This window comes from Pseudoalteromonas sp. TB25, from assembly GCF_000497995.1.
Lineage (GTDB): Bacteria > Pseudomonadota > Gammaproteobacteria > Enterobacterales > Alteromonadaceae > Pseudoalteromonas > Pseudoalteromonas distincta.
In genome coordinates, this window is record NZ_AUTI01000340.1 from 1 (window position 1) to 18,945 (window position 18,945).

Consider the following 18,945-nt stretch of genomic DNA (forward strand, 5'->3'; position numbering starts at 1 on the left):
ATAGGACCTGCATCACGGCTGTTACGTTCGCGAGGTTTACGCTCAGCGCGTTCACCACCACGTTCGCCGCCACGTTCGTTACGACGTCCACGGTCACCACGATCGTTGCGTGAATTGCGGTCGTTACGCTCGTTACGTTCACGAGGTTGAATCTTAACTTCTTCAACTTTAATTGGCGATTGTTGCTGTGCTAAACACAGTAACGCACCCGCTAAGCTTTCAAGAGGAAGATCAAGTTTTTCAGCCATGTTAGTAGCTACTTCATTGAAGAACGTGATGTCTTTGTTTTCAAGCGCAATAGTTAATTTTGCTTGTAACGCTTCGATACGTTTTTCTTCAACAATTTTTGCTGTAGGTAATTCAACTTGAGCAATTTCAGACTTCGTATGACGAATGATATTTTTAAGTAAATAACGTTCGTTATGTTTTACGAATAAGATTGCTTTACCAGTACGACCAGCACGACCTGTACGGCCGATACGGTGAACGTAGGCTTCAGAATCTTGTGGGATATCGTAGTTGATAACTAAGCTTAAACGGTCAACATCAAGACCACGTGCCGCTACATCTGTTGCAATAACAATGTTTAGCATGCCACTTTTTAAGCGATCTACAGTGCGTTCACGTGCTTGCTGGTTCATGTCACCGTTAAGTGGAGCAGCAGAGAAACCTTCGCGCTCTAATAACTCAGCAAGTTGTACTGTATCGTTACGCGTACGTACGAAAACAATAGCACCTTCATATTGCTCAGCTTCTAAGAAGCGAACAATTGCTTTATTTTTATGTACGCTTGCATTCCAAAACACTTGCTCAACAGATGATACTGTAGAGTTACGCGCAGAAATATGAACCTGTTCAGGGTTATTCATATACTTGCTGCTGATGTTTTGAATTTGCTTAGGCATAGTCGCAGAGAAAAGACATGTTTGCTTTTCGCGCGGTGTTTTTTCCATGATGCTTTCTACATCATCGATAAAGCCCATACGTAACATTTCATCGGCTTCATCAAGTACAAGTGCTTGTAGAGCATCAAACTTGATAGTGCCACGGTTAATGTGATCGATTAAACGACCTGGAGTTGCAACAATAACCTGAGCGCCACGACGAAGTGCGCTTAATTGGATACTGTAGCTTTGGCCACCATAGAGTGCCAATACTTCAATACCACGAACATGTTTAGCATATTGTTCGAATGCCTCAGCAACTTGGATCGCAAGCTCACGTGTTGGTGTGAGTACAAGGATCTGTGGCTGTTTCACAGACGGGTCAATATTATTTAGTAATGGCAGTGCAAATGCTGCGGTTTTACCTGTACCCGTTTGAGCTAGTCCCAGTACGTCCTTTCTTTCTAGCAATAACGGTATACATTGAGCTTGGATTTCAGATGGTGTCTTGTAACCCAACTCTTCAACTGCCTTCAAAATTGCAGGAGAAAGATTTAGAGATTCAAACGTGACTGGTTCTGACATTAATACGCCTCAACGAATTTAAAGAGGCGCGCATTATATAGGATTCGCGAGGCAAATGCTTGTATAAATTGAAACTAATTTCTATGTGTTTGATGTTGGTCGAAATTTAACCAGTTTGATTTGGGGTTTATTAAACTGGTTAACATATTTAATACAACGCTTATTTGTACAAGCCTAGGTTTTCTTTTGCGTAAGCTTCAAATTCTGTAAATCCACCGATGTGATTTTGATCCACAAAAATTTGTGGAACGGTAGGGCAAGGTTTACCAGCTGACTTTTCAAGGTCGGCTTTACTAATGCCTTCTTTAATTATATCGATGTAGCGAAATTTAAAGTCATCACGTTCATTTGATAGTTGCTCCGCAACATCTTTTGCACGAACACAATATGGACAACCTTCACGGCCAAAAATTACAGTTAACATAGCTTTCTCCTCAATTTGATTAAAATCAGTTTAAATGATTGAAAAATTATTTAAAGCAAAAAAAATCGATTACACCATTCTAATAAAAACTATAAATCATATATTGCATATCAATATGATTTGCAAAATGCGAATGAGAAACTAAAGCGCTGTCTGTCTAATACTTAAGTATATGAATGCAAGTGTGTTTACAAGAACTAATTTGTGGCACATAACTTGATGATTAAGAGGTATACATTGGGTTAACGAGAATACTTTATGAATATTAATAGTCACGTTTTAGAAATTATCCAAGGGGTAATCGGTAAATATTGTAAAACCCAAAATCGAAATTTTTCAGTTACTTTAATTAACAAGTTGCAATGTAACTACGTTTGTTTGCAAATCCCTCTTGAGCAAATGATTGCGCAATGCGAGGAATTTCTGATTCCAGCGCTAGCATCTGTAAAGCAGAGCTTTTTACTTAACCTAGAAGCAAATATACAAGGGGTTAGCCTTCATTACCAGATTGATGATTCTGAGCAAGTAAGCACGCTGGATTTTCATGGGCTTTTAGCAACAAAAGAGTCTGTTAGTTTGGCACTTGATATTAGCCAAAATATAGACGTTCTAACTGATTGTGAGGCGTTATTTAAAAGTTGTTTAATAACATCGGATAATACCCATGAGCGCTTTGGCTTAAATTTTAAATTATTCAATAGCACTTTTAAGGAAACGGTACAGATTGAGGATTTACGTCACCTTAGTGGTGATGCGCTAACTGATAAACTAAATGGTGACAGCATAAATAGACACATAAAGTTATGCACTATTAGCGACATTAGTGAGTTGAGCCAAGAGAACAAACTATCTAAAAAAATATTAGGTTGGCCATTTTTTGATACTGACCTAATTACCATTTTAACAACATTTCATACGCAAACACGTTTATCTGTATTAGTGGCGGATGATAGCTTACCAAGTCAAATTGCAACAAAAGTGATGCTCGAAATGCTGGGCTGCTTAGTAACATGTGCAGAAAATGGCGCTAGTGCCTTAACGCTTGCTCAAAATGAACCATTTGATTTACTGCTCTTAGATGAGCGCATGCCAGGAATGTTTGGCAGTGACGTAGCACAGCAATTGGTGCGTCAAAATACCCCTAATAATGATACACCCAAAGTTATTTTAACTGGGCTAACAGGGGATGAGCAGATAGCTGAGTTATTTGAAAAAGGTATTACGCACTATTTACAAAAACCAGTGACCAAAGCAGTGCTTGAAAAGTTTATTAAACCTTGGCAATTAGCGTCTTAAATTGGTTAATAAGGTGGCAATGATGCATGACTTTTCTAAAACAGCGCTTATTTTGATTGGTTTTCAAAATGATTACTTTTCACCAAAAGGTATTTTGTATGACGTAGTTGAAGAGTCGTCAAGAATTACTGGCGTGGTAGAAAATACACTCTCTTTATTGACCGCCTGTGCAGAGCATTTTGCGCTAGTTGTTAATACACCCATTCATTTTACACAAAACTACAGTGAGCTTAAAAATCCGATTGGCATATTAAAAGCTATTGCAGATGTGGGCGCATTTAAAGCAGGTTCGTACGGCGCTCAAACCATTGAGCAGCTAGATTTTTTTAGCAATGTTATAGAAGTGGTGCCTGGGAAAAGAGGTTTAAATGCTTTTACACATACTGCTCTAGCGCAAAAGCTCAAAGAACATGGTGTCACTAATGTAATTTTAGCCGGTACGGTGACTTCTATTTGTATTGACTCAACTGCGCGAACGGCTGTTGAACTTGGTTTTAACGTCACTATTTTAAGTGACTGTACATCGAGTCGCACTCCTTTTGAACAAACTTTTTACTGTGAAGAGGTTTTTCCTCTTTATGCGCGAGTTTGTGATAGTAAAACTTTTATTAAGCATTGGAGAGAGCATGGATAACAACGATGAACTACAAGTGCAAATCCAATATGCATTGGTCGAAAAGCTCTCCAATAGTAATCGACGTCAAGCAAAGCTATTAGCTATTTTAGATGAATGTATTTTTGAGTGTGATAAACATTTAAATCTTACCTATATTAACGAAGCATGGGAGAAGAAACTAGGTTACTCAAGCGATTCATTAATTGGTTCTAATATTACTAAGTTAATGAATTGCGATGATATTATGCATTTTGTTGCATACAGTTGTTGTTTGCTTGAAGGAAAGCAGACTCCTAGTGTAGAAATACAAATAAAAAATAGTCACGGACTCTTAAACTGGTTTGAGTTGAGGCTAGTTTATGATGAAAAAAGCGGTTTTATAGGTTCACTCTATGACATTCAACGTCATAAAGACTCACAACTTTTGCTTACACAACAGCAAAAATATGTAAAACGCTTATCGCTTGTTGCGAGCCATACAAATAACTTAGTGATAATTACAGATAAATTTGGCGTAATTGAGTGGGTTAACAATAGTTTTGAAGTACTTACAGGTTACACCTGTGATGAGGTTATAGGCACCAGTCCTGGTCATTTACTGCAAGGGCCAAAAACATGTGAAAAAAGCCGTAAGGTCATGTCTCATGCCGTAAAAAATGGACTTCCTTTTCAAGTTGAAACTACAAATTACGATAAAAACGGTAATATTTATTGGGTTGCTATTGATGCAAACCCAGTGCGAGATGATGAAGGCCAAGTAAAGCACTTTATCGCTATAGAAACTAATATTACGCAGCGAGTTAAAGCCGAACAAGCAATGGCAGAGATAGAATATAATTATCACTCTGTCGTTGATAATATCCCTGATATTGTTTTACGCCTTGATACATTTGGCAATCTATTATTTATAAATCAAGCATGGCAGCGAGTTCTACACAGCAAGGTAGATGAGAGCCTTGGCTTACCTATAATTAAGTTTATAGCAAAAGAAGATGTAGAAAAAATTAGTAGCACTTTACTTGATTATAAACAAGGTAAGCGTGACATTCGTCGCTTTGATATACGTTTAATTAATGCACAAGGTATAAATAACTGGGTCGAAATTACACTTACTCCAATTGTTGGTGGCTACGAAAGTGATTTATCATCAATTGCTGCGACACTTGTGGATATACAAGAGCGTATTGAAAGCGAGCAAATATTACTTGAAGCTAAACATCAGGCAGAAACCCTAGCGGAGTCAAAAAGCCGATTCATGGCAAATATTAGCCATGAAATTCGCACGCCATTAAATGCTGTGATTGGATCTGCAGATATTTTGCATCATACCGGTTTAACTTCTGAACAAATGCGCTATACACAAATGATTAAAACAAGTTCTGACGCGCTATTAAGTGTATTGGACGATGTATTAACGTACTCACGTTTTGAAGCACAAGCCATAACACTCAATAATCAGCCATTTAGTATTGATACGTGTATTGAAGAAGCAATAGATATAATTTCCCAAAGTGCTTTACAAAAAGGGCTTGAGGTTATTTTTGATTTTTATCCTGATGTACCAGCTCAAGTAATTGGTGATCATGCCCGTATAAGACAAATAGTCATAAATTTATTAGCCAATGCGATTAAGTTCACTCAACATGGTGTAATAACGGTTACTGTTAAGTGCACTCATATTGAAGGTAATAATTTAAACCTTTATATATCTGTAAAAGACACGGGTATGGGAATTGCAAAAAATAAAATTGACAGTATGTTTATGCCTTTTATTCAATCCGATAATTCAATTACTCGAAAGCATGGTGGCAGTGGCTTAGGGCTTGCGATATGTAGGCAAATTTGTGATGTGGTAGGTGGAGATATTTCGGTTAGTTCTGAGTTTAATAAAGGAAGCGAGTTTATAGTTAATTACCCGCTGCAAATAGACACAACTGACTCAATTTTAAGAGAAGGGTTTGCAGCACGAAGTAAAAAGCCAAAAGTATGGATAGTAGGAAGTCACGAAATTCTAAAAACAGCCTTGGAGCATACGCTCACTCGGTTTTCTATCACTTTTGAACACTACGAAGTATGCCCAGATATACCCAAGTACGATAGTTTTCCTGATGCAATTGTACTAACTGATCCTCAAATGTTAGCCCAAACACGCGAGCGTATAAATACATACAACTCCCTTAATTCACCGTGTTTACTCATCCTAGATTTGCTAGGTAAAAGCTTATTACCGCAAAATATTAACGACAGAGAGCTTAGGTTAAATGGCCCTTATAAAGTATCCCATGTACTACGGGCAATTAGTTTATTAGAAGAGCAGTTGTTTCATTTGGATATTATATTTACCAATCGTGAGCAAAAAGAAACTTTAGAAAGCCCCTTAGGGTTAACTCAGTTAAGCGGAACCAAGGTATTAGTTGCTGAAGATAATACGAATAATCAAATTGTAATTCGGCAGTTTTTAGAACAAAAAGGTTGCCGTGTACATATTGTTAGTGATGGTCAAGAGGCAATAATAAAGGCGCAAAACGATGAAATTGATATTATTTTTATGGATATCCAAATGCCAATACTCGATGGGATTTCTGCAACTAAAGCAATCAGAAAGTTAGGTATAACCACCCCCATAATAGCACTCACTGCAAATGCGATTCATGGTGATAAAGAGCGATTTATAGACGCGGGGATGAATGACTATTTAGCTAAGCCAATTGTAAGTGAGACACTTTATTTATTACTTGATAAATATGCCCCAGAGCAGGTTATTGAATCTAAACATTTAAAGCTCTCTCGTTTAGCGCAAGTGTGGGAAAAGCTGAGTTGAGCAATGAAGGCTAGGGTTTGTTAAACGTTTAGGGTTAAGTTTGTAGCAGTGTGTTTGGTATATAGGCAAAGTTGAGCCTATGCAGTGTGGTTATTTTCCATAAATGGGCGATAACGTAGCATTAATGCCAAACAGGCGCTGCCCAAAGGTTTCTTCCTAAGGGCTATTTACTCTTTGTTGCCAACATGGATGTAGGTAAGGGGCGTGAGCAGAACGCGGAAGCTTTGCTCGGTCTTACATCGATGTAAGTCAGTAGGGTAACGCAGGAGCAGTTACCGATCCCGCTAGGTTATAGACCTCGCGCCGCGATTAAACCGCCTGTAGTTTGAACGAATTTTAATCCGCAAAGATCAACAGACAATATAAAAAGTGGGTTTGTGTTGCATAAAACTTGATAAACGGAGAAATTAACCTAGTATTTTAGGGGTAAGTTAAATTTATTTTTTAGTAATTAATGAGTGTTTTTAGTGTGTTTTTTTTAATTTGATTCGCAAATTGCAATTCAAAATAAAAATAAAATGTTATGAACTTTATTTAAATACTCAATCATACCTTTAATTTATTTTAACGACATGATTTTGTAAGGTTTTTACTTTTTTGTAAAGTTGTTATCTGGTTGGCACGACTTTCGCAATATATTAAATATCAAATCAAGACGAATTTAGTTAAATTTTTAAGGGGTGCAATATGCAAACAAACACAAAAGCCAAACAAAAGCCTAAAGGTAACAATTGGGTACTAACACCTGAAATTATGGTTTTGTCAATTTTGCTTGTTGCCACTTTAGTAATAGGTATAACAGTTTTACGAGGTAGCGATTCGATTGAACCGCTGGCAGATATTCAGCCAATTACTTTTACACAAGCTGATGTTGAAAACGCTCAGTTGATGAGTAATACGTTTGACTCGCAAAATACCAACTATGCACAACATGTAACTTCTTCTAAAAACGAAAATAACGACATTCTTTCAAACTAGAGACTTTTGCGCAGGTAACTATTTATAGTTGCCTGCGTTTTTTTATGTTCCTACCACCAATTTAATTTTTTATCCCTCCCCATAAAATTATTTATTTTCTCTTAAATTTAGATGGTGCTTAACCTAAACAGGGTTTTATCAAAGCTTTCTCTTTTCTCATATACAATTGCTAATATTAGCTTTGGTCAATATCTATTAACTGGCTTATCTGTGTTTTATAAGCTCGATTAAGCGCTCACATTGCCAATGTAGCTGCATTGCAAACTGAATTGCAAAATGCGAATGAAATGGGAGAAGTAAATCCATTTAATATTCTAATTTAACTACCTGAATATATTGGTTTTTATTTCTGTTTTTTTGTATTTAAAATGGCCTGTAAATTGCTCTTTAATATAATAAGTCACTAAGAGTGAAACCGGAGCAAAATCATGAGTGCGTTTAAATACCTAGAATCGGAAAAACCAGTCAATCTAGCAAGATGGCATGAGTTAGAGAGGATCATGTCTGATTCAATGCAAAATAATTATTTTAAAATGGTTTATCAACCGCTTGTATCATTGGGATCTGGAAAGCTGGTCGGCTTTGAGTCGCTAGTAAGGTGCCAATCACCGCGCTTTGGCATTGTTGGCCCTGATGAGTTTATCCCTCATGTAGAGCAATCGGGAATGATTTTAGAATTAGGTGACTGGATTTTTGAGCAATGTTTGTCTGATTTAAAACATATGCGGCAGTTTGGTATGACAGATATTGCTGTTTCATTAAATATTTCACCGGTACAAATCTTAGATGGTGATGTGTTTGCAAAAGTAATGTCTTTGCTAGAAAAGCACCAAATACCACCACAGGCTATTAAAGTCGAATTAACGGAAACAGCGCTCATTCATAGTCCTGATAAAATAGCTAAGGCGTTTGAAAACTTCCATAAAGAAGGCGTAAAGGTGTGGATTGATGATTTTGGCACTGGGTATGCCTCTTTAGGTTTACTTCGTCAATTTGATATTGATGGTTTAAAAATTGATCGCAGTTTTGTAAGTGGTATTGCAACTAATAATGAAGACTTTACGTTATGTAGCGCAATTATTGCGATGGCTCAACGATTGGGTTTACAAACGGTAGCAGAAGGTATTGAAGAGAATGAGCAATTACAAATATTAGAACAACTTGGTTGCGATATAGCTCAGGGGTACCTGCTAGATAAGCCGCAAACGTTAACTAAAAGTATTGATACTTGGGCTTTGTAAATGTTTATATTCATTTTGATTTGCAAAATGCAAAAAACAAATTACTCTTAAACTACAACTCTTACATATTATTAGTGTACGAAGTTTTAACTTACACAAAGGTTATCTATGCCCATATCAGAGCAGTTTGTCGATAAAAGTATTACCGAGCTAAATGTATTAACTCAACTCGAAAAGGATGTTTGGACAACTGTGTTAGCTCGTTTAATTAAATTATTTATTGATGAATTAGTTACTATGGCTAACCAATTAGATACGGCAATTAGTAGTGAAGATACTATAAAAATTAAAGAAGTAATGCATGTCTTAAAAAATTCAGCAGCTTTATATGGTGCATCTGCTTTAGCTGCGTTAGCAACACAATTACACGATTCGCCACCGTCAACTACACAAGAAAACTTGCACGCAGCGCTTGTTATTAAACACAACTTGGATAAAACCCGAGATGCGTATCAAATAATGAGTAATAGTATAGCTATCTAGGAGAAAGCCGTGTCAGATATAATCGATAAAGGTCTTGTTTATATAGTTGAAGATAGCATTGCCAGTGGTGCTTTATATGCAAGTCAGCTTGAACAGGCTGGTTTCCAATGCAAACACTTTACAGATGGGTACTCTGCTTTAGTAGGTATTAAAGAAAAAATGCCAGCGGTCATAGTACAAGACGTATGCTTGCCAGATATAAGTGGGCTTGAGGTATTACAATTTGTAAATAAGCAGAAAAATCCTGCTAATGTAGTCATGATCACCTCAAACAGCTCTATTGATATTGCAGTGGAAGCAATGCGTTTAGGCGGTTTTGATTTTTTAGAAAAACCTTTCACAAGTCAACGACTCATTAGTTCAGTAGAAAGTGCCTTGACGCCAAAAGAGCAAGTTAAAGTTCAACCATTGGTTAAAAACAGAGATAAAAATCAAGATTTTGTTGGTGAATCACTGGCAATGAAAACCGTTTTTAGATTACTTGATAGTGCAGCTAGAAGTAAAGCGTGTGTATTTATCACAGGTGAAAGTGGAACCGGTAAAGAAGTTTGCGCACAAACCCTTCATGATACAAGCCCGAGAAATACAGGACCATTTATTGCCATAAACTGTGCAGCTATCCCTGCTGAGCTATTTGAATCAGAATTTTTTGGTCATGTTAAAGGTGCGTTTAGTGGGGCATTAAGCGATCGAAAAGGGGCTGTTGAAGTGGCCAACGGCGGTACCTTATTTTTAGATGAATTATGTGAAATGGAACTTAACTTACAAGCAAAGTTATTACGCTTTTTACAAACAGGCATTTTTAGTAAGGTGGGTAGTAGTGAAGTATTACACAGCGATGTTCGTTTAGTCTGTGCAACAAACAGAAACCCTATCATAGAGGTTGCAGAAGGGCGTTTTAGAGAAGATTTATATTACCGTTTAAATGTTATCCCCGTAAAGCTCCCCCCTTTAAGAGAACGCGGAGGCGATATATTACTGCTTGCTGAGTATATTTTGAAACAAAAAAGCGATAATAATGCAAAGCATTTTACTGGTTTTTCTGATGAAGTTAAGGCGCTTTTTTGTAATTACGATTGGCCAGGAAATATTCGCGAACTACAAAATGTAATTGAAAACACCGTTGTTATTAATGATGGCGATGTAATTGAAAAAGACATGCTACCAAGCTCATTTGGATTAGGGGCTGTGAAGCACTCGATATCCGCTAAGTCAGTTCACAATACAAACGAGCAGAGTGTTCAATTATCGCCTATGTCTGTTCACGATATAGAACCTTTGTGGCAAGTTGAAAAAAGGGCGATTGAAAATGCAATTAAAAGTTGTGAAGACAATATTCCTCTTGCTGCTGCTTATCTAGGGGTTAGTGCATCTACTATTTATAGAAAAATAAAGGGATGGTCTTAAAGTTATAATCGATTTTTAATTACACTTTTCAGGTTGAATTAATAAAAGTACCCTAAGCTCTATGGGTAAGAGCAAATTAATTTTTAATCTGAAACAGTAAAAGGAGATCGCAATGAGTAACACTAGTTTAAAACCTGCGGATATTATGCCATCACTAGTAGTGAGAGATGTTGATGAGAATAAGGTAGATTTAGTTGATAGAGTAAGTGACTCTCCCTGGAAAATGATTGTTGTTTATCGAGGCCAGCACTGCCCTAAATGTACTGCGCAACTTAACGAGCTTGCTAAAGTTCATAAAGACTTTAAAGATGCTGGTGTTGAAGTGGTTGCAGTAAGTGGTGATAGCCATGAGCAGCTTAATAAACATCTTGAAAAAATAGATATTAACTTCCCAATTTACTATGGTTTAACAATCGAACAAATGACCGATTTAGGGCTACATATTAGCGAGCCTCGCAGTGATGCAGAAACTGATCATCCATTTGCTGAGCCAGGCATTTTTGTACTTAATGAAAAAAATCAGCTTCAAATGGTCGATATATCAAACAGCCCATTTGTTCGTCCTGATTTAGAGCAACTGCTAGGTGGAATTAAGTTTTCTAGAGAAAACGACTATCCAATCCGAGGCACATTTATTAAATAACATTCATTTTCATGGTTTCAAAAGGCACTTTTTAGTGCTTTTTTTATTTATTTTTAATTTTTTTAAATTAATCTCTTGAAAACAATTTTACCGTCCATATATAGTTAAGTAGGACGCCTGATGGGTCCTTAATTAAACTTAAACAATTGAAATTTATACTATTAATTAAACTTTGCTTGAGCTTGTTCAATAGAAGAGCACATGCAAAATATCGCTTAAATATGAGGATATTATTATGCGTACAGTAGACTTATCACCACTTTATCGTTCATTTATCGGCTTCGAACATTTAGCATCACTTATGGATGCGGCAGCTAATACAGATAAGCAGCCAAGTTTTCCTCCTTACAACATAGAAGCACTCGATAAAGACAAATACAGAATCACTATGGCCGTTGCCGGTTTTAGCGATAACGAATTAACTATTGAGTCAGAAAATAACACATTAAAAGTTACAGGTACTAAAGCAAATAAAGATGAAAACGCAGAGCGTAAATTTATTCATCAAGGTATTGCTGAGCGTAACTTTGAACGTAAATTCCAGTTAGGAGATCATGTAAAAGTACTTGGCGCAGATTTAGCCAATGGCTTACTAAGTATTGACTTAGAACGTGAAATCCCTGAAGCGCTAAAACCACGTAAAATTGAAATTGGTAATAGCAATCTAATAGAAGGTAAATAATCTTCTAAAGTACATATTCCCCTGATTACTTAGCCGCCTCATTCGAGGCGGCTTTTTTGTTTACAGCGCTTCTAAATTATTAAGGTAGTAGGTTGCTTGTTGCAGCGTTTGTTCTTGGAGTGTTTTTTCTTGTTTATCCCAGTTTTTATATACCATACCAATACGTGGGTTCTTTTCTAGCCTGTCTCTGTGTTTATTCATGAAATGCCAGTACAGGCTATTTAGCGGGCAAGCTTTATCACCTACTTTTTGTTTAACATCGTACTGACAGCTTTTGCAGTAATCGCTCATCTTATTAATGTAGTTACCGCTTGCAGCATAAGGTTTAGTCGCAATTATTCCATCATCGGCAAACTGGCTCATTCCTCGGGTGTTGGGCATCTCTACCCACTCTATGGCATCAATATAAACACCTAGGTACCAGTTATCTACGTTATCAGGGTTTATTCCTGTAAGCATGCAAAAGTTTCCAATAACCATTAGGCGTTGAATATGGTGGGCATAAGCGGTTTCAAGGCTTTGTTTTAATGAGTGGCTTAGGCAATTCATTTTTGTTGAGCTGTTCCAAAAATAAGATGGTAGTGTGTTTTTGGCTTGTAATTGATTTTTAACAGCGTAGTCGGGCATGTTAATCCAATAAATGGCACGTACATGTTCTCTCCAACCTAATATTTGCCTAGTAAAGCCCTCTACTTGCGAGAGGGATATTTCACTTGGTCTTTGTTCGTATTCTCTTATTACACGTTTGATTACATATAACGGGTGGAGTATTTTTGCGTTTAGGGCAAACGATAATCGGCTATGGTACAAGCTGGTATTATTTTTACTTTGATCTGTCATCGCATCTTGAAAGTGACCAAAGCAACTAAGTAAATGCTCGCAAAAGTATTCGAGAGATTCAATGGCTTGTTTACGCGTTGTTGGCCACTCTAGTTTCTGATCGGCTATTTCGCCAAAGTAAACGATCTTGTGCTTATTTAAGCGAGAAATGATGTTCTTAACATCATTATTGAATAGCTTAGGTTTTGGTATACACGCTAAGTCAGCTTTGGAAAATTTATTACGATTATTACTGTCAAAATTCCATTTGCCACCGGTTGGCTTAGTATCATCAATTAATATATTAAACTGCTTACGCATAGCACGATAGAAGTGCTCCATTGTCACATGCTTGTTTTTTGTAAAGCGTGTTTTTATATCGGTGAACGGTAATAAAAAATGTTCAGTATCTGTGGCAATTACATCAAATGAGCCATCACTTTTAAACTTAGCTAATTGAGACTTAAGCCTAAACTCATCAGGATATTGATATTCAATAGTTTCGCATTGGTATTTATCAGCAATTCGCTTGAGTAATTCAATTAAATCTTTGTCGTCAGCTGTATCGTCAAGTGTTAAATGCAAAACATTAAATCCTGCCGTTTTTAATGCAGTTGCAAAGTTTTCCATAGCATTAAAAAAAGCACACAGTTTTTGAATGTGATGCTTAACGTAGTTGGTTTCTTGTTTTAATTCTGCGATGAGATAAAGCGTGTCGTCGTCTTTTTGTTTATACCATGAATGAGATAGGTTTAGCTGATCGCCTAATATTAATCTAAGTGTTTTATGATAGGTCATAGTAAAGCCAAATTTTCTTATACGGACATAGTTAATTAAACGATCGTTTTAATATTTTATAACAAGCAAATAGGAGTAATTAAGTGCATAACGACAATAGTTTGCTGTTTTTAATGCTGGGGATTAGTTGTTTCTTGAGTTTAATAATGGATTAGTAAAACGAATAGAAGCGTTAAATAACACAATACATTGTGCTGTTAGCAATAGGGCAAAAAAGTTTAACCGCATATCAAGGCGTTTTTGACCATGGTGTTAAAATGAGCATAATTAAGGGGAGATTAAGTAAATTAAGTCTCCCCCCAATTGAATATCTAAATTTTATTACTTTGCTTTTGCTGCATTCTTTGTTGTAACGAAACCACGTTGGTAACGTTGAAAAGAACATTGCTTGCAAAGCTTTCAAAGTACCTAAGCGCTTTTTTCCAAGCGAGTTGACTCTCAGTAGTAAAATGCTTACCAAGGTGCTCTTCAAGGGTTTCGTAAAAAGCGTTAGATAAAAGGGCAATGTCACTGTGTGAAGCGCCGCTTTTTTTTAGATACATTAAATGGTGAGCTAAAAAAGGAGCTACCGATGCTGGTTTATCTAAATGTTTAACAATTCGTTCTAACACGCAAAAGAGGGTAAAGCTCTTTTCGTTAAACTGTAAGGCCGTCGGGTAATTCATCTCAATACTAGATTGGGCTAATTTACTATGAAACTTAGCCGTAAACGCATGAAAGTTAGGCTTAATAATTGTTAAGTTATTTAATAATGCTGATTGTTGTTGATTCATTTTTATCTCGTTGCAGTGAGTAATAACTATTATTATCAAGTAGGAATAATGTTGATTATAGCGGGCAGTTCAAATTCTGCACGTTTTTTTAGTGTGAAAGTATGGCTTTTTGTTATATCTATTTACTTTCTGGTAATTAGTGAGCCTTTAAAACGTATTTTAAGAGTTATTAAACTTCAGTTTATCTGATTTTTATCCTGAAATAATAAGCTACTACATTTTATGGCTCAAGTATGGGGATTTTATAAAGTTGGCTGATTACTTATGTTACTTACATATACATTAAATTAGCATCTTGACGAATTGCAAATTTTATAAACTAATTGCGTATTATAGTTGCTAATTATCCTGTACATCCTTATAATAGCGGCCATTGTTTAGTGTGTTGTATAACAGCTAACAGCGATATTAAATTTAAGGTTTGATATCTATTGGCGCGGGATGGAGCAGTCTGGTAGCTCGTCGGGCTCATAACCCGAAGGTCGTCGGTTCAAATCCGGCTCCCGCAACCAATTCTACTAGTAGGTATTACCTTACTAATTTATATCGCGCATTCTAAGTAATGCGCGTTTTGCGTTTTAGGCTATGTAGTTTAATTAGGTCAGTTTACTGACTCGCAACCAAGCTTGGCCCTCGGCCACACAGTTTTATGCTTTATTGGTGTGACGCCCCGCTTGGTTCGGGGCGTTGTTGTATCTGCACCTTACGATTTGTGGCAATTGCTATCAAATTAAAATTTAAACTCAGTATTTTAGGGCTATAAGCCCTTTTTTTGTTTGTATGGAGGATTTTCGTGACAAAACTTGAACAAGATTTAGTAACCATGTTAACGCCTGCGGTAGAAATGTTAGGCTTTGAGTTGCATGGTCTTGAATTTGTACAAGCGGGTCGCCATTCTACCTTAAGAGTATATATTGCTCATGAGGATGGGATCTCAGTTGATAACTGTGCGGATGCCAGTCGCCAAATTAGTGCGATTTTAGACGTCGAAGACCCAATTACAAATGAATATGATTTGGAAGTATCGTCTCCTGGTGTTGATCGTCTATTATTCAAACAAGATCACTACGAGCAGGCGCAAGGAGAGGAAGTACGCGTGCGTACTAAACTTCCACAGGATGGTCGTCGTAATTTTAAAGGCGACTTAGTAGCAGTTAGCAGCGATATGATCACACTATCTAACGATGGTGCGGAGCATCTGATCATGCTTAGTAACATCGAACGTGCGAATTTAATCGCGAAGTTTTAAATTCGAGTGCGAAGGAATAGGGCAAGCGAGGCATTACCCATGGCAAAAGAGATATTATTGGTTGCTGAAGCCGTTTCCAATGAGAAAGCGGTTCCAAAAGAAAAGATTTTTGAAGCTCTAGAGTTCGCTCTAGCGACGGCGACAAAGAAAAAACACGATGGCGAAATTGAAGTACGTGTAGCAATTGACCGTAAAACCGGTGATTACGATACGTTCCGTCGCTGGCAAATTGCCGCTGTATTAGAAGATGGTTCATTAGAGAACCCATACAGCGAAATCACTCTAGAAGCAGCACAGGTTGAAGAACCTGATTTGCAAATGGGTGATTATGTTGAAGAGCAAATCGACTCAATCAAATTTGACCGTATTACAACACAAATGGCTAAGCAAGTTATCGTACAAAAAGTACGTGAAGCTGAGCGCGCTTTAGTTGTTGAAGCATACAAAGATCAAGAAGGCGAGCTGGTAACGGGTGTTGTTAAAAAAGCAACTCGCGATGCAATCGTACTTGATTTAGGTAACAACGCAGAAGCGGTAATTTACCGTGATGACATGTTGCCACGTGAAAACTTCCGCCCGGGTGATCGAATCCGTGGTCTTTTATATGAAGTTAAACCTGAAGCACGCGGTGCACAATTATTTGTAACGCGCTCTAAACCTGAAATGCTAATGGAATTATTCCGCATTGAGGTGCCAGAAATTGGCGAAGAGATGATTGAGTTACGTGCAGCTGCACGTGATCCAGGTTCACGCGCTAAAATTGCTGTTAAATCTAACGACAAACGCATTGATCCAATTGGTGCATGTGTTGGTATGCGTGGCGCACGAGTTCAAGCTGTATCGTCTGAGCTTGGTGGTGAGCGTGTTGATATCGTACTTTACGATGACAACCCAGCACAATTTGTTATCAATGCAATGGCGCCAGCAGAAGTTGCTTCAATCGTAATGGATGAAGACACTCACTCAATGGATATCGCTGTAGAAGCCGATAACCTAGCACAAGCAATTGGTCGTAATGGTCAGAATGTTCGTTTAGCAAGCCAATTAACTGGCTGGGAACTGAACGTAATGACTGTTGAAGACATGCGTACTAAAAATGAAGCTGAATCTGATAAGTTACTTAACTTATTCACTGAAAATTTAGATATAGATGATGAGTTTGCATCATTACTTATTAACGAAGGTTTCTCGACACTTGAAGAAGTGGCGTATGTACCTGCGTCTGAATTTTTAGAAATTGATGGTCTTGATGAAGAGACTGTAGATTTATTGCGTTCACGCGCAAAAGATGCATTGACAACTAAAGCACTTAAAACGGAAGAAAGCTTAGATGGCGCAGAGCCTGCTGAAGACTTACTTGCGCTTGAAGGCTTAGAGCGTCACTTAGCATTTGTTATGGCAAGCAAAGGTGTTGTTACACTTGAAGACTTGGCAGAGCAAGGTATTGACGAATTAGTTGATATCACAGAACTTTCATCTGAAAAAGCGGGTGAACTGATTATGGCTGCACGAAACATTTGTTGGTTTGCAGACGAGTAATTTATTAACGGAGGTATTACACACTATGGCAGAAGTAAATGTTGAAAAACTAGCCGGCGATATAGGTACAACTGTTGATAAATTGCTACAGCAGTTTTCACAAGCAGGTATCACTAAGCAAGCAACTGATAACGTAACAGAAGCTGAAAAAGCAACGTTACTTGATCATTTAAGCAAGCATCATGGTGGTACAGGTTCAGATGGCCCAGCGCGTATGACTTTACAACGTAAGAGCAAAAGCACATTAAGTGTGACTGGTTCTACGGGTAAAGCTAAAGATGTTCAAGTTGAAGTTCGTAAAACACGTACCTACGTGAAGAAAAGCGCAATGGAGCAAGAACAAGAGCAAGCACGCTTAGCCGCTGAAGAAAAAGCCCGTCTTGAACAGCAACAAAAAGCTGAACAAGAAGCCGCAGAATTAAAAGCGAAACAAGAGGCAGAACGTAAAGCGAAAGAAGAAGCTGACCGTAAAGCCAAAGAAGAAGCTAAACGCAAAGCTGATGCAGAGCGTAAAGCGAAACAAAAGCAGATGACCCCAGAGCAAAGTGCTAAGTCTGAGAAAGATCGCATAGAAGCTGAGCGTCTGCAAAAAGAAGCAGAAGAGGCCGCATTGAAGAAAGCTGAAGAAGAAGCGAAACGTCAAGCAGAAGAGGCAAGAAAGCTAGCTGAAGAGAATTCAGCACGCTGGAAGAAAGAAGAAGAAGAACGTAAGAAACGCGAAGAAACAGCGGATCACCATCTTACGACTTCAACTTATGCACGTGAAGCAGAAGATGTTGCCGATGCTCGTGATGAGCAAGGCACTCGCCGTGCTAAGAAAAAGAAAAAAGCGCCAGCAAAAGATAAATTTGCAGCGTCAAGAGGCCGTAACAAGTCTAAATTAAAAGCACCAGCATCGCTGCAGCATGGTTTCCAAAAACCAACTGTTGATGTTAAAAATGAAGTGCGTATTAGCGAAACAATTACAGTAGCTGAGCTTGCATCACGCATGGCTGTTAAAGGCGCTGAAGTTGTTAAAACAATGATGAAAATGGGTGACATGGTTACTATTAACCAAGTGATTGACCAAGAAGCTGCACAACTAGTTGCAGAAGAAATGGGTCACAAGGTTATCATTGTTAAAGAAAACGAATTAGAGCAAACAGTACTTAACGACCGCCATGAAGATGGTAAGTCAGAGCCTCGTGCTCCAGTAGTAACTGTAATGGGTCACGTTGACCATGGTAAAACATCGACTCTAGATTACATTCGTTCTGCGAAGGTTGCTTCTGGCGAAGCCGGTGGTATTACACAGCATATTGGTGCATACCATGTTGATGTAAATGGCAATATGATTACCTTCTTAGATACTCCAGGACATGCTGCATTTACATCAATGCGTGCTCGTGGTGCTAAAGCGACAGATATCGTAATCTTAGTGGTTGCAGCAGATGATGGTGTTATGCCACAAACTAAAGAAGCGGTACAGCACGCACGTGCAGCTGGCGTTCCTTTAATCATTGCTGTAAACAAAATGGATAAAGAAGGCGCAGATCCAGATCGCGTTAAAAACGAACTAGCTCAGCTAGACGTTATCCCTGAAGAATGGGGCGGCGATACGCAGTACGTTCATATCTCAGCTAAAACTGGTCTAGGTATTGATGACCTTCTTGAAGCCGTACTTATGCAATCTGAGCTTTTAGAGCTTTCTGCCCCTACCGAAGGTAT

The 18,945-nt window shown here is 37.8% G+C and carries 15 protein-coding genes, 1 tRNA gene and 1 pseudogene (1 of these 17 only partly in view); 13 read left to right on the forward strand and 4 right to left on the reverse strand.

Annotation, left to right across the window (positions count from 1 at the left end):
* On the reverse strand, positions 1-1,469 hold a 1,469-nt coding region (locus L652_RS0113560), incomplete at its 3' end, for a DEAD/DEAH box helicase (RefSeq protein ID WP_024603509.1).
* Positions 1,470-1,629: 160 nt separating this feature from the next.
* On the reverse strand, positions 1,630-1,893 hold the full coding sequence (locus L652_RS0113565) for a GrxA family glutaredoxin (RefSeq protein WP_024595981.1): 264 nt from the start codon (positions 1,891-1,893) through the stop codon (positions 1,630-1,632).
* 258 nt (positions 1,894-2,151) lie between these two features.
* Here L652_RS0113565 and L652_RS0113570 point away from each other — a divergent pair, with 258 nt between their 5' ends.
* The 9 genes from L652_RS0113570 to L652_RS0113610 all read left to right on the forward strand — a co-directional run bounded on the left by L652_RS0113570 (position 2,152) and on the right by L652_RS0113610 (position 12,060).
* Positions 2,152-3,189 carry a response regulator gene (locus L652_RS0113570; protein WP_024595980.1) on the forward strand — a complete coding sequence of 346 codons (1,038 nt, stop codon included), beginning with the start codon at positions 2,152-2,154 and terminating at the stop codon, positions 3,187-3,189.
* Positions 3,190-3,208: 19 nt separating this feature from the next.
* Positions 3,209-3,823 (forward strand): isochorismatase family cysteine hydrolase, encoded by a 615-nt coding sequence (locus tag L652_RS0113575; RefSeq protein WP_240915863.1) that lies wholly within the window; start codon positions 3,209-3,211, stop codon positions 3,821-3,823.
* Positions 3,816-6,626: a PAS domain-containing hybrid sensor histidine kinase/response regulator gene (locus L652_RS0113580; RefSeq protein ID WP_024595978.1), complete on the forward strand. Its 2,811-nt coding sequence runs from the start codon at positions 3,816-3,818 to the stop codon at positions 6,624-6,626. The genes L652_RS0113575 and L652_RS0113580 overlap by 8 nt, the downstream gene beginning before the upstream one ends.
* A 687-nt stretch (positions 6,627-7,313) precedes the next feature.
* Entirely contained in the window at positions 7,314-7,604 is a 291-nt protein-coding gene (locus tag L652_RS0113585) for a hypothetical protein (protein ID WP_024595977.1), read from the forward strand.
* A 428-nt stretch (positions 7,605-8,032) separates the two neighbouring features.
* Positions 8,033-8,845: an EAL domain-containing protein gene (locus L652_RS0113590; protein WP_253947700.1), complete on the forward strand. Its 813-nt coding sequence runs from the start codon at positions 8,033-8,035 to the stop codon at positions 8,843-8,845.
* Positions 8,846-8,953: 108 nt separating this feature from the next.
* Positions 8,954-9,328 carry an Hpt domain-containing protein gene (locus L652_RS0113595; protein ID WP_024595975.1) on the forward strand — a complete coding sequence of 125 codons (375 nt, stop codon included), beginning with the start codon at positions 8,954-8,956 and terminating at the stop codon, positions 9,326-9,328.
* 9 nt (positions 9,329-9,337) lie between these two features.
* Positions 9,338-10,735: a sigma-54 dependent transcriptional regulator gene (locus L652_RS0113600; RefSeq protein ID WP_084324654.1), complete on the forward strand. Its 1,398-nt coding sequence runs from the start codon at positions 9,338-9,340 to the stop codon at positions 10,733-10,735.
* Between the two features lie 112 nt (positions 10,736-10,847).
* The gene (locus L652_RS0113605; RefSeq protein WP_024595973.1) at positions 10,848-11,378 is read left to right on the forward strand and encodes a peroxiredoxin-like family protein; all 531 of its coding nucleotides are present in this window, start codon (positions 10,848-10,850) and stop codon (positions 11,376-11,378) included.
* A gap of 235 nt (positions 11,379-11,613) precedes the next feature.
* Entirely contained in the window at positions 11,614-12,060 is a 447-nt protein-coding gene (locus L652_RS0113610) for an Hsp20 family protein (protein ID WP_024595972.1), read from the forward strand.
* 60 nt (positions 12,061-12,120) lie between these two features.
* Here L652_RS0113610 and L652_RS0113615 read toward each other — a convergent pair whose 3' ends face one another.
* Positions 12,121-13,677 (reverse strand): cryptochrome/photolyase family protein, encoded by a 1,557-nt coding sequence (locus L652_RS0113615; RefSeq protein WP_024595971.1) that lies wholly within the window; start codon positions 13,675-13,677, stop codon positions 12,121-12,123.
* Between the two features lie 311 nt (positions 13,678-13,988).
* Entirely contained in the window at positions 13,989-14,450 is a 462-nt protein-coding gene (locus L652_RS0113620) for a globin domain-containing protein (RefSeq protein ID WP_002958480.1), read from the reverse strand.
* A gap of 435 nt (positions 14,451-14,885) precedes the next feature.
* Between L652_RS0113620 and L652_RS0113630 the strand changes: the two genes are divergently transcribed.
* From L652_RS0113630 to infB, 4 genes and pseudogenes are all read left to right on the forward strand, one after another.
* A tRNA-Met gene (locus L652_RS0113630) sits at positions 14,886-14,962 on the forward strand.
* A 281-nt stretch (positions 14,963-15,243) separates the two neighbouring features.
* Positions 15,244-15,699, forward strand: coding sequence for a ribosome maturation factor RimP (rimP, locus tag L652_RS0113635; protein WP_024595970.1), 456 nt, complete (start codon positions 15,244-15,246; stop codon positions 15,697-15,699).
* 39 nt (positions 15,700-15,738) lie between these two features.
* Positions 15,739-17,238 (forward strand): transcription termination factor NusA, encoded by a 1,500-nt coding sequence (gene nusA / locus L652_RS0113640; protein ID WP_002958483.1) that lies wholly within the window; start codon positions 15,739-15,741, stop codon positions 17,236-17,238.
* A gap of 25 nt (positions 17,239-17,263) precedes the next feature.
* Positions 17,264-18,945, forward strand: a pseudogene (gene infB, locus L652_RS01000000123815) (translation initiation factor IF-2) (it continues 981 nt past the right edge of the window).

Coding starts and splice junctions, on each gene's coding strand:
- L652_RS0113565 (WP_024595981.1), bottom strand. CDS start 1,893: ATGTTAACTGTAATTTTTGGCCGTGAAGGTTGTCCATATTGTGTTCGT.
- L652_RS0113570 (WP_024595980.1), top strand. CDS start 2,152: ATGAATATTAATAGTCACGTTTTAGAAATTATCCAAGGGGTAATCGGT.
- L652_RS0113575 (WP_240915863.1), top strand. CDS start 3,209: ATGATGCATGACTTTTCTAAAACAGCGCTTATTTTGATTGGTTTTCAA.
- L652_RS0113580 (WP_024595978.1), top strand. CDS start 3,816: ATGGATAACAACGATGAACTACAAGTGCAAATCCAATATGCATTGGTC.
- L652_RS0113585 (WP_024595977.1), top strand. CDS start 7,314: ATGCAAACAAACACAAAAGCCAAACAAAAGCCTAAAGGTAACAATTGG.
- L652_RS0113590 (WP_253947700.1), top strand. CDS start 8,033: ATGAGTGCGTTTAAATACCTAGAATCGGAAAAACCAGTCAATCTAGCA.
- L652_RS0113595 (WP_024595975.1), top strand. CDS start 8,954: ATGCCCATATCAGAGCAGTTTGTCGATAAAAGTATTACCGAGCTAAAT.
- L652_RS0113605 (WP_024595973.1), top strand. CDS start 10,848: ATGAGTAACACTAGTTTAAAACCTGCGGATATTATGCCATCACTAGTA.
- L652_RS0113610 (WP_024595972.1), top strand. CDS start 11,614: ATGCGTACAGTAGACTTATCACCACTTTATCGTTCATTTATCGGCTTC.
- L652_RS0113615 (WP_024595971.1), bottom strand. CDS start 13,677: ATGACCTATCATAAAACACTTAGATTAATATTAGGCGATCAGCTAAAC.
- L652_RS0113620 (WP_002958480.1), bottom strand. CDS start 14,450: ATGAATCAACAACAATCAGCATTATTAAATAACTTAACAATTATTAAG.
- nusA (WP_002958483.1), top strand. CDS start 15,739: ATGGCAAAAGAGATATTATTGGTTGCTGAAGCCGTTTCCAATGAGAAA.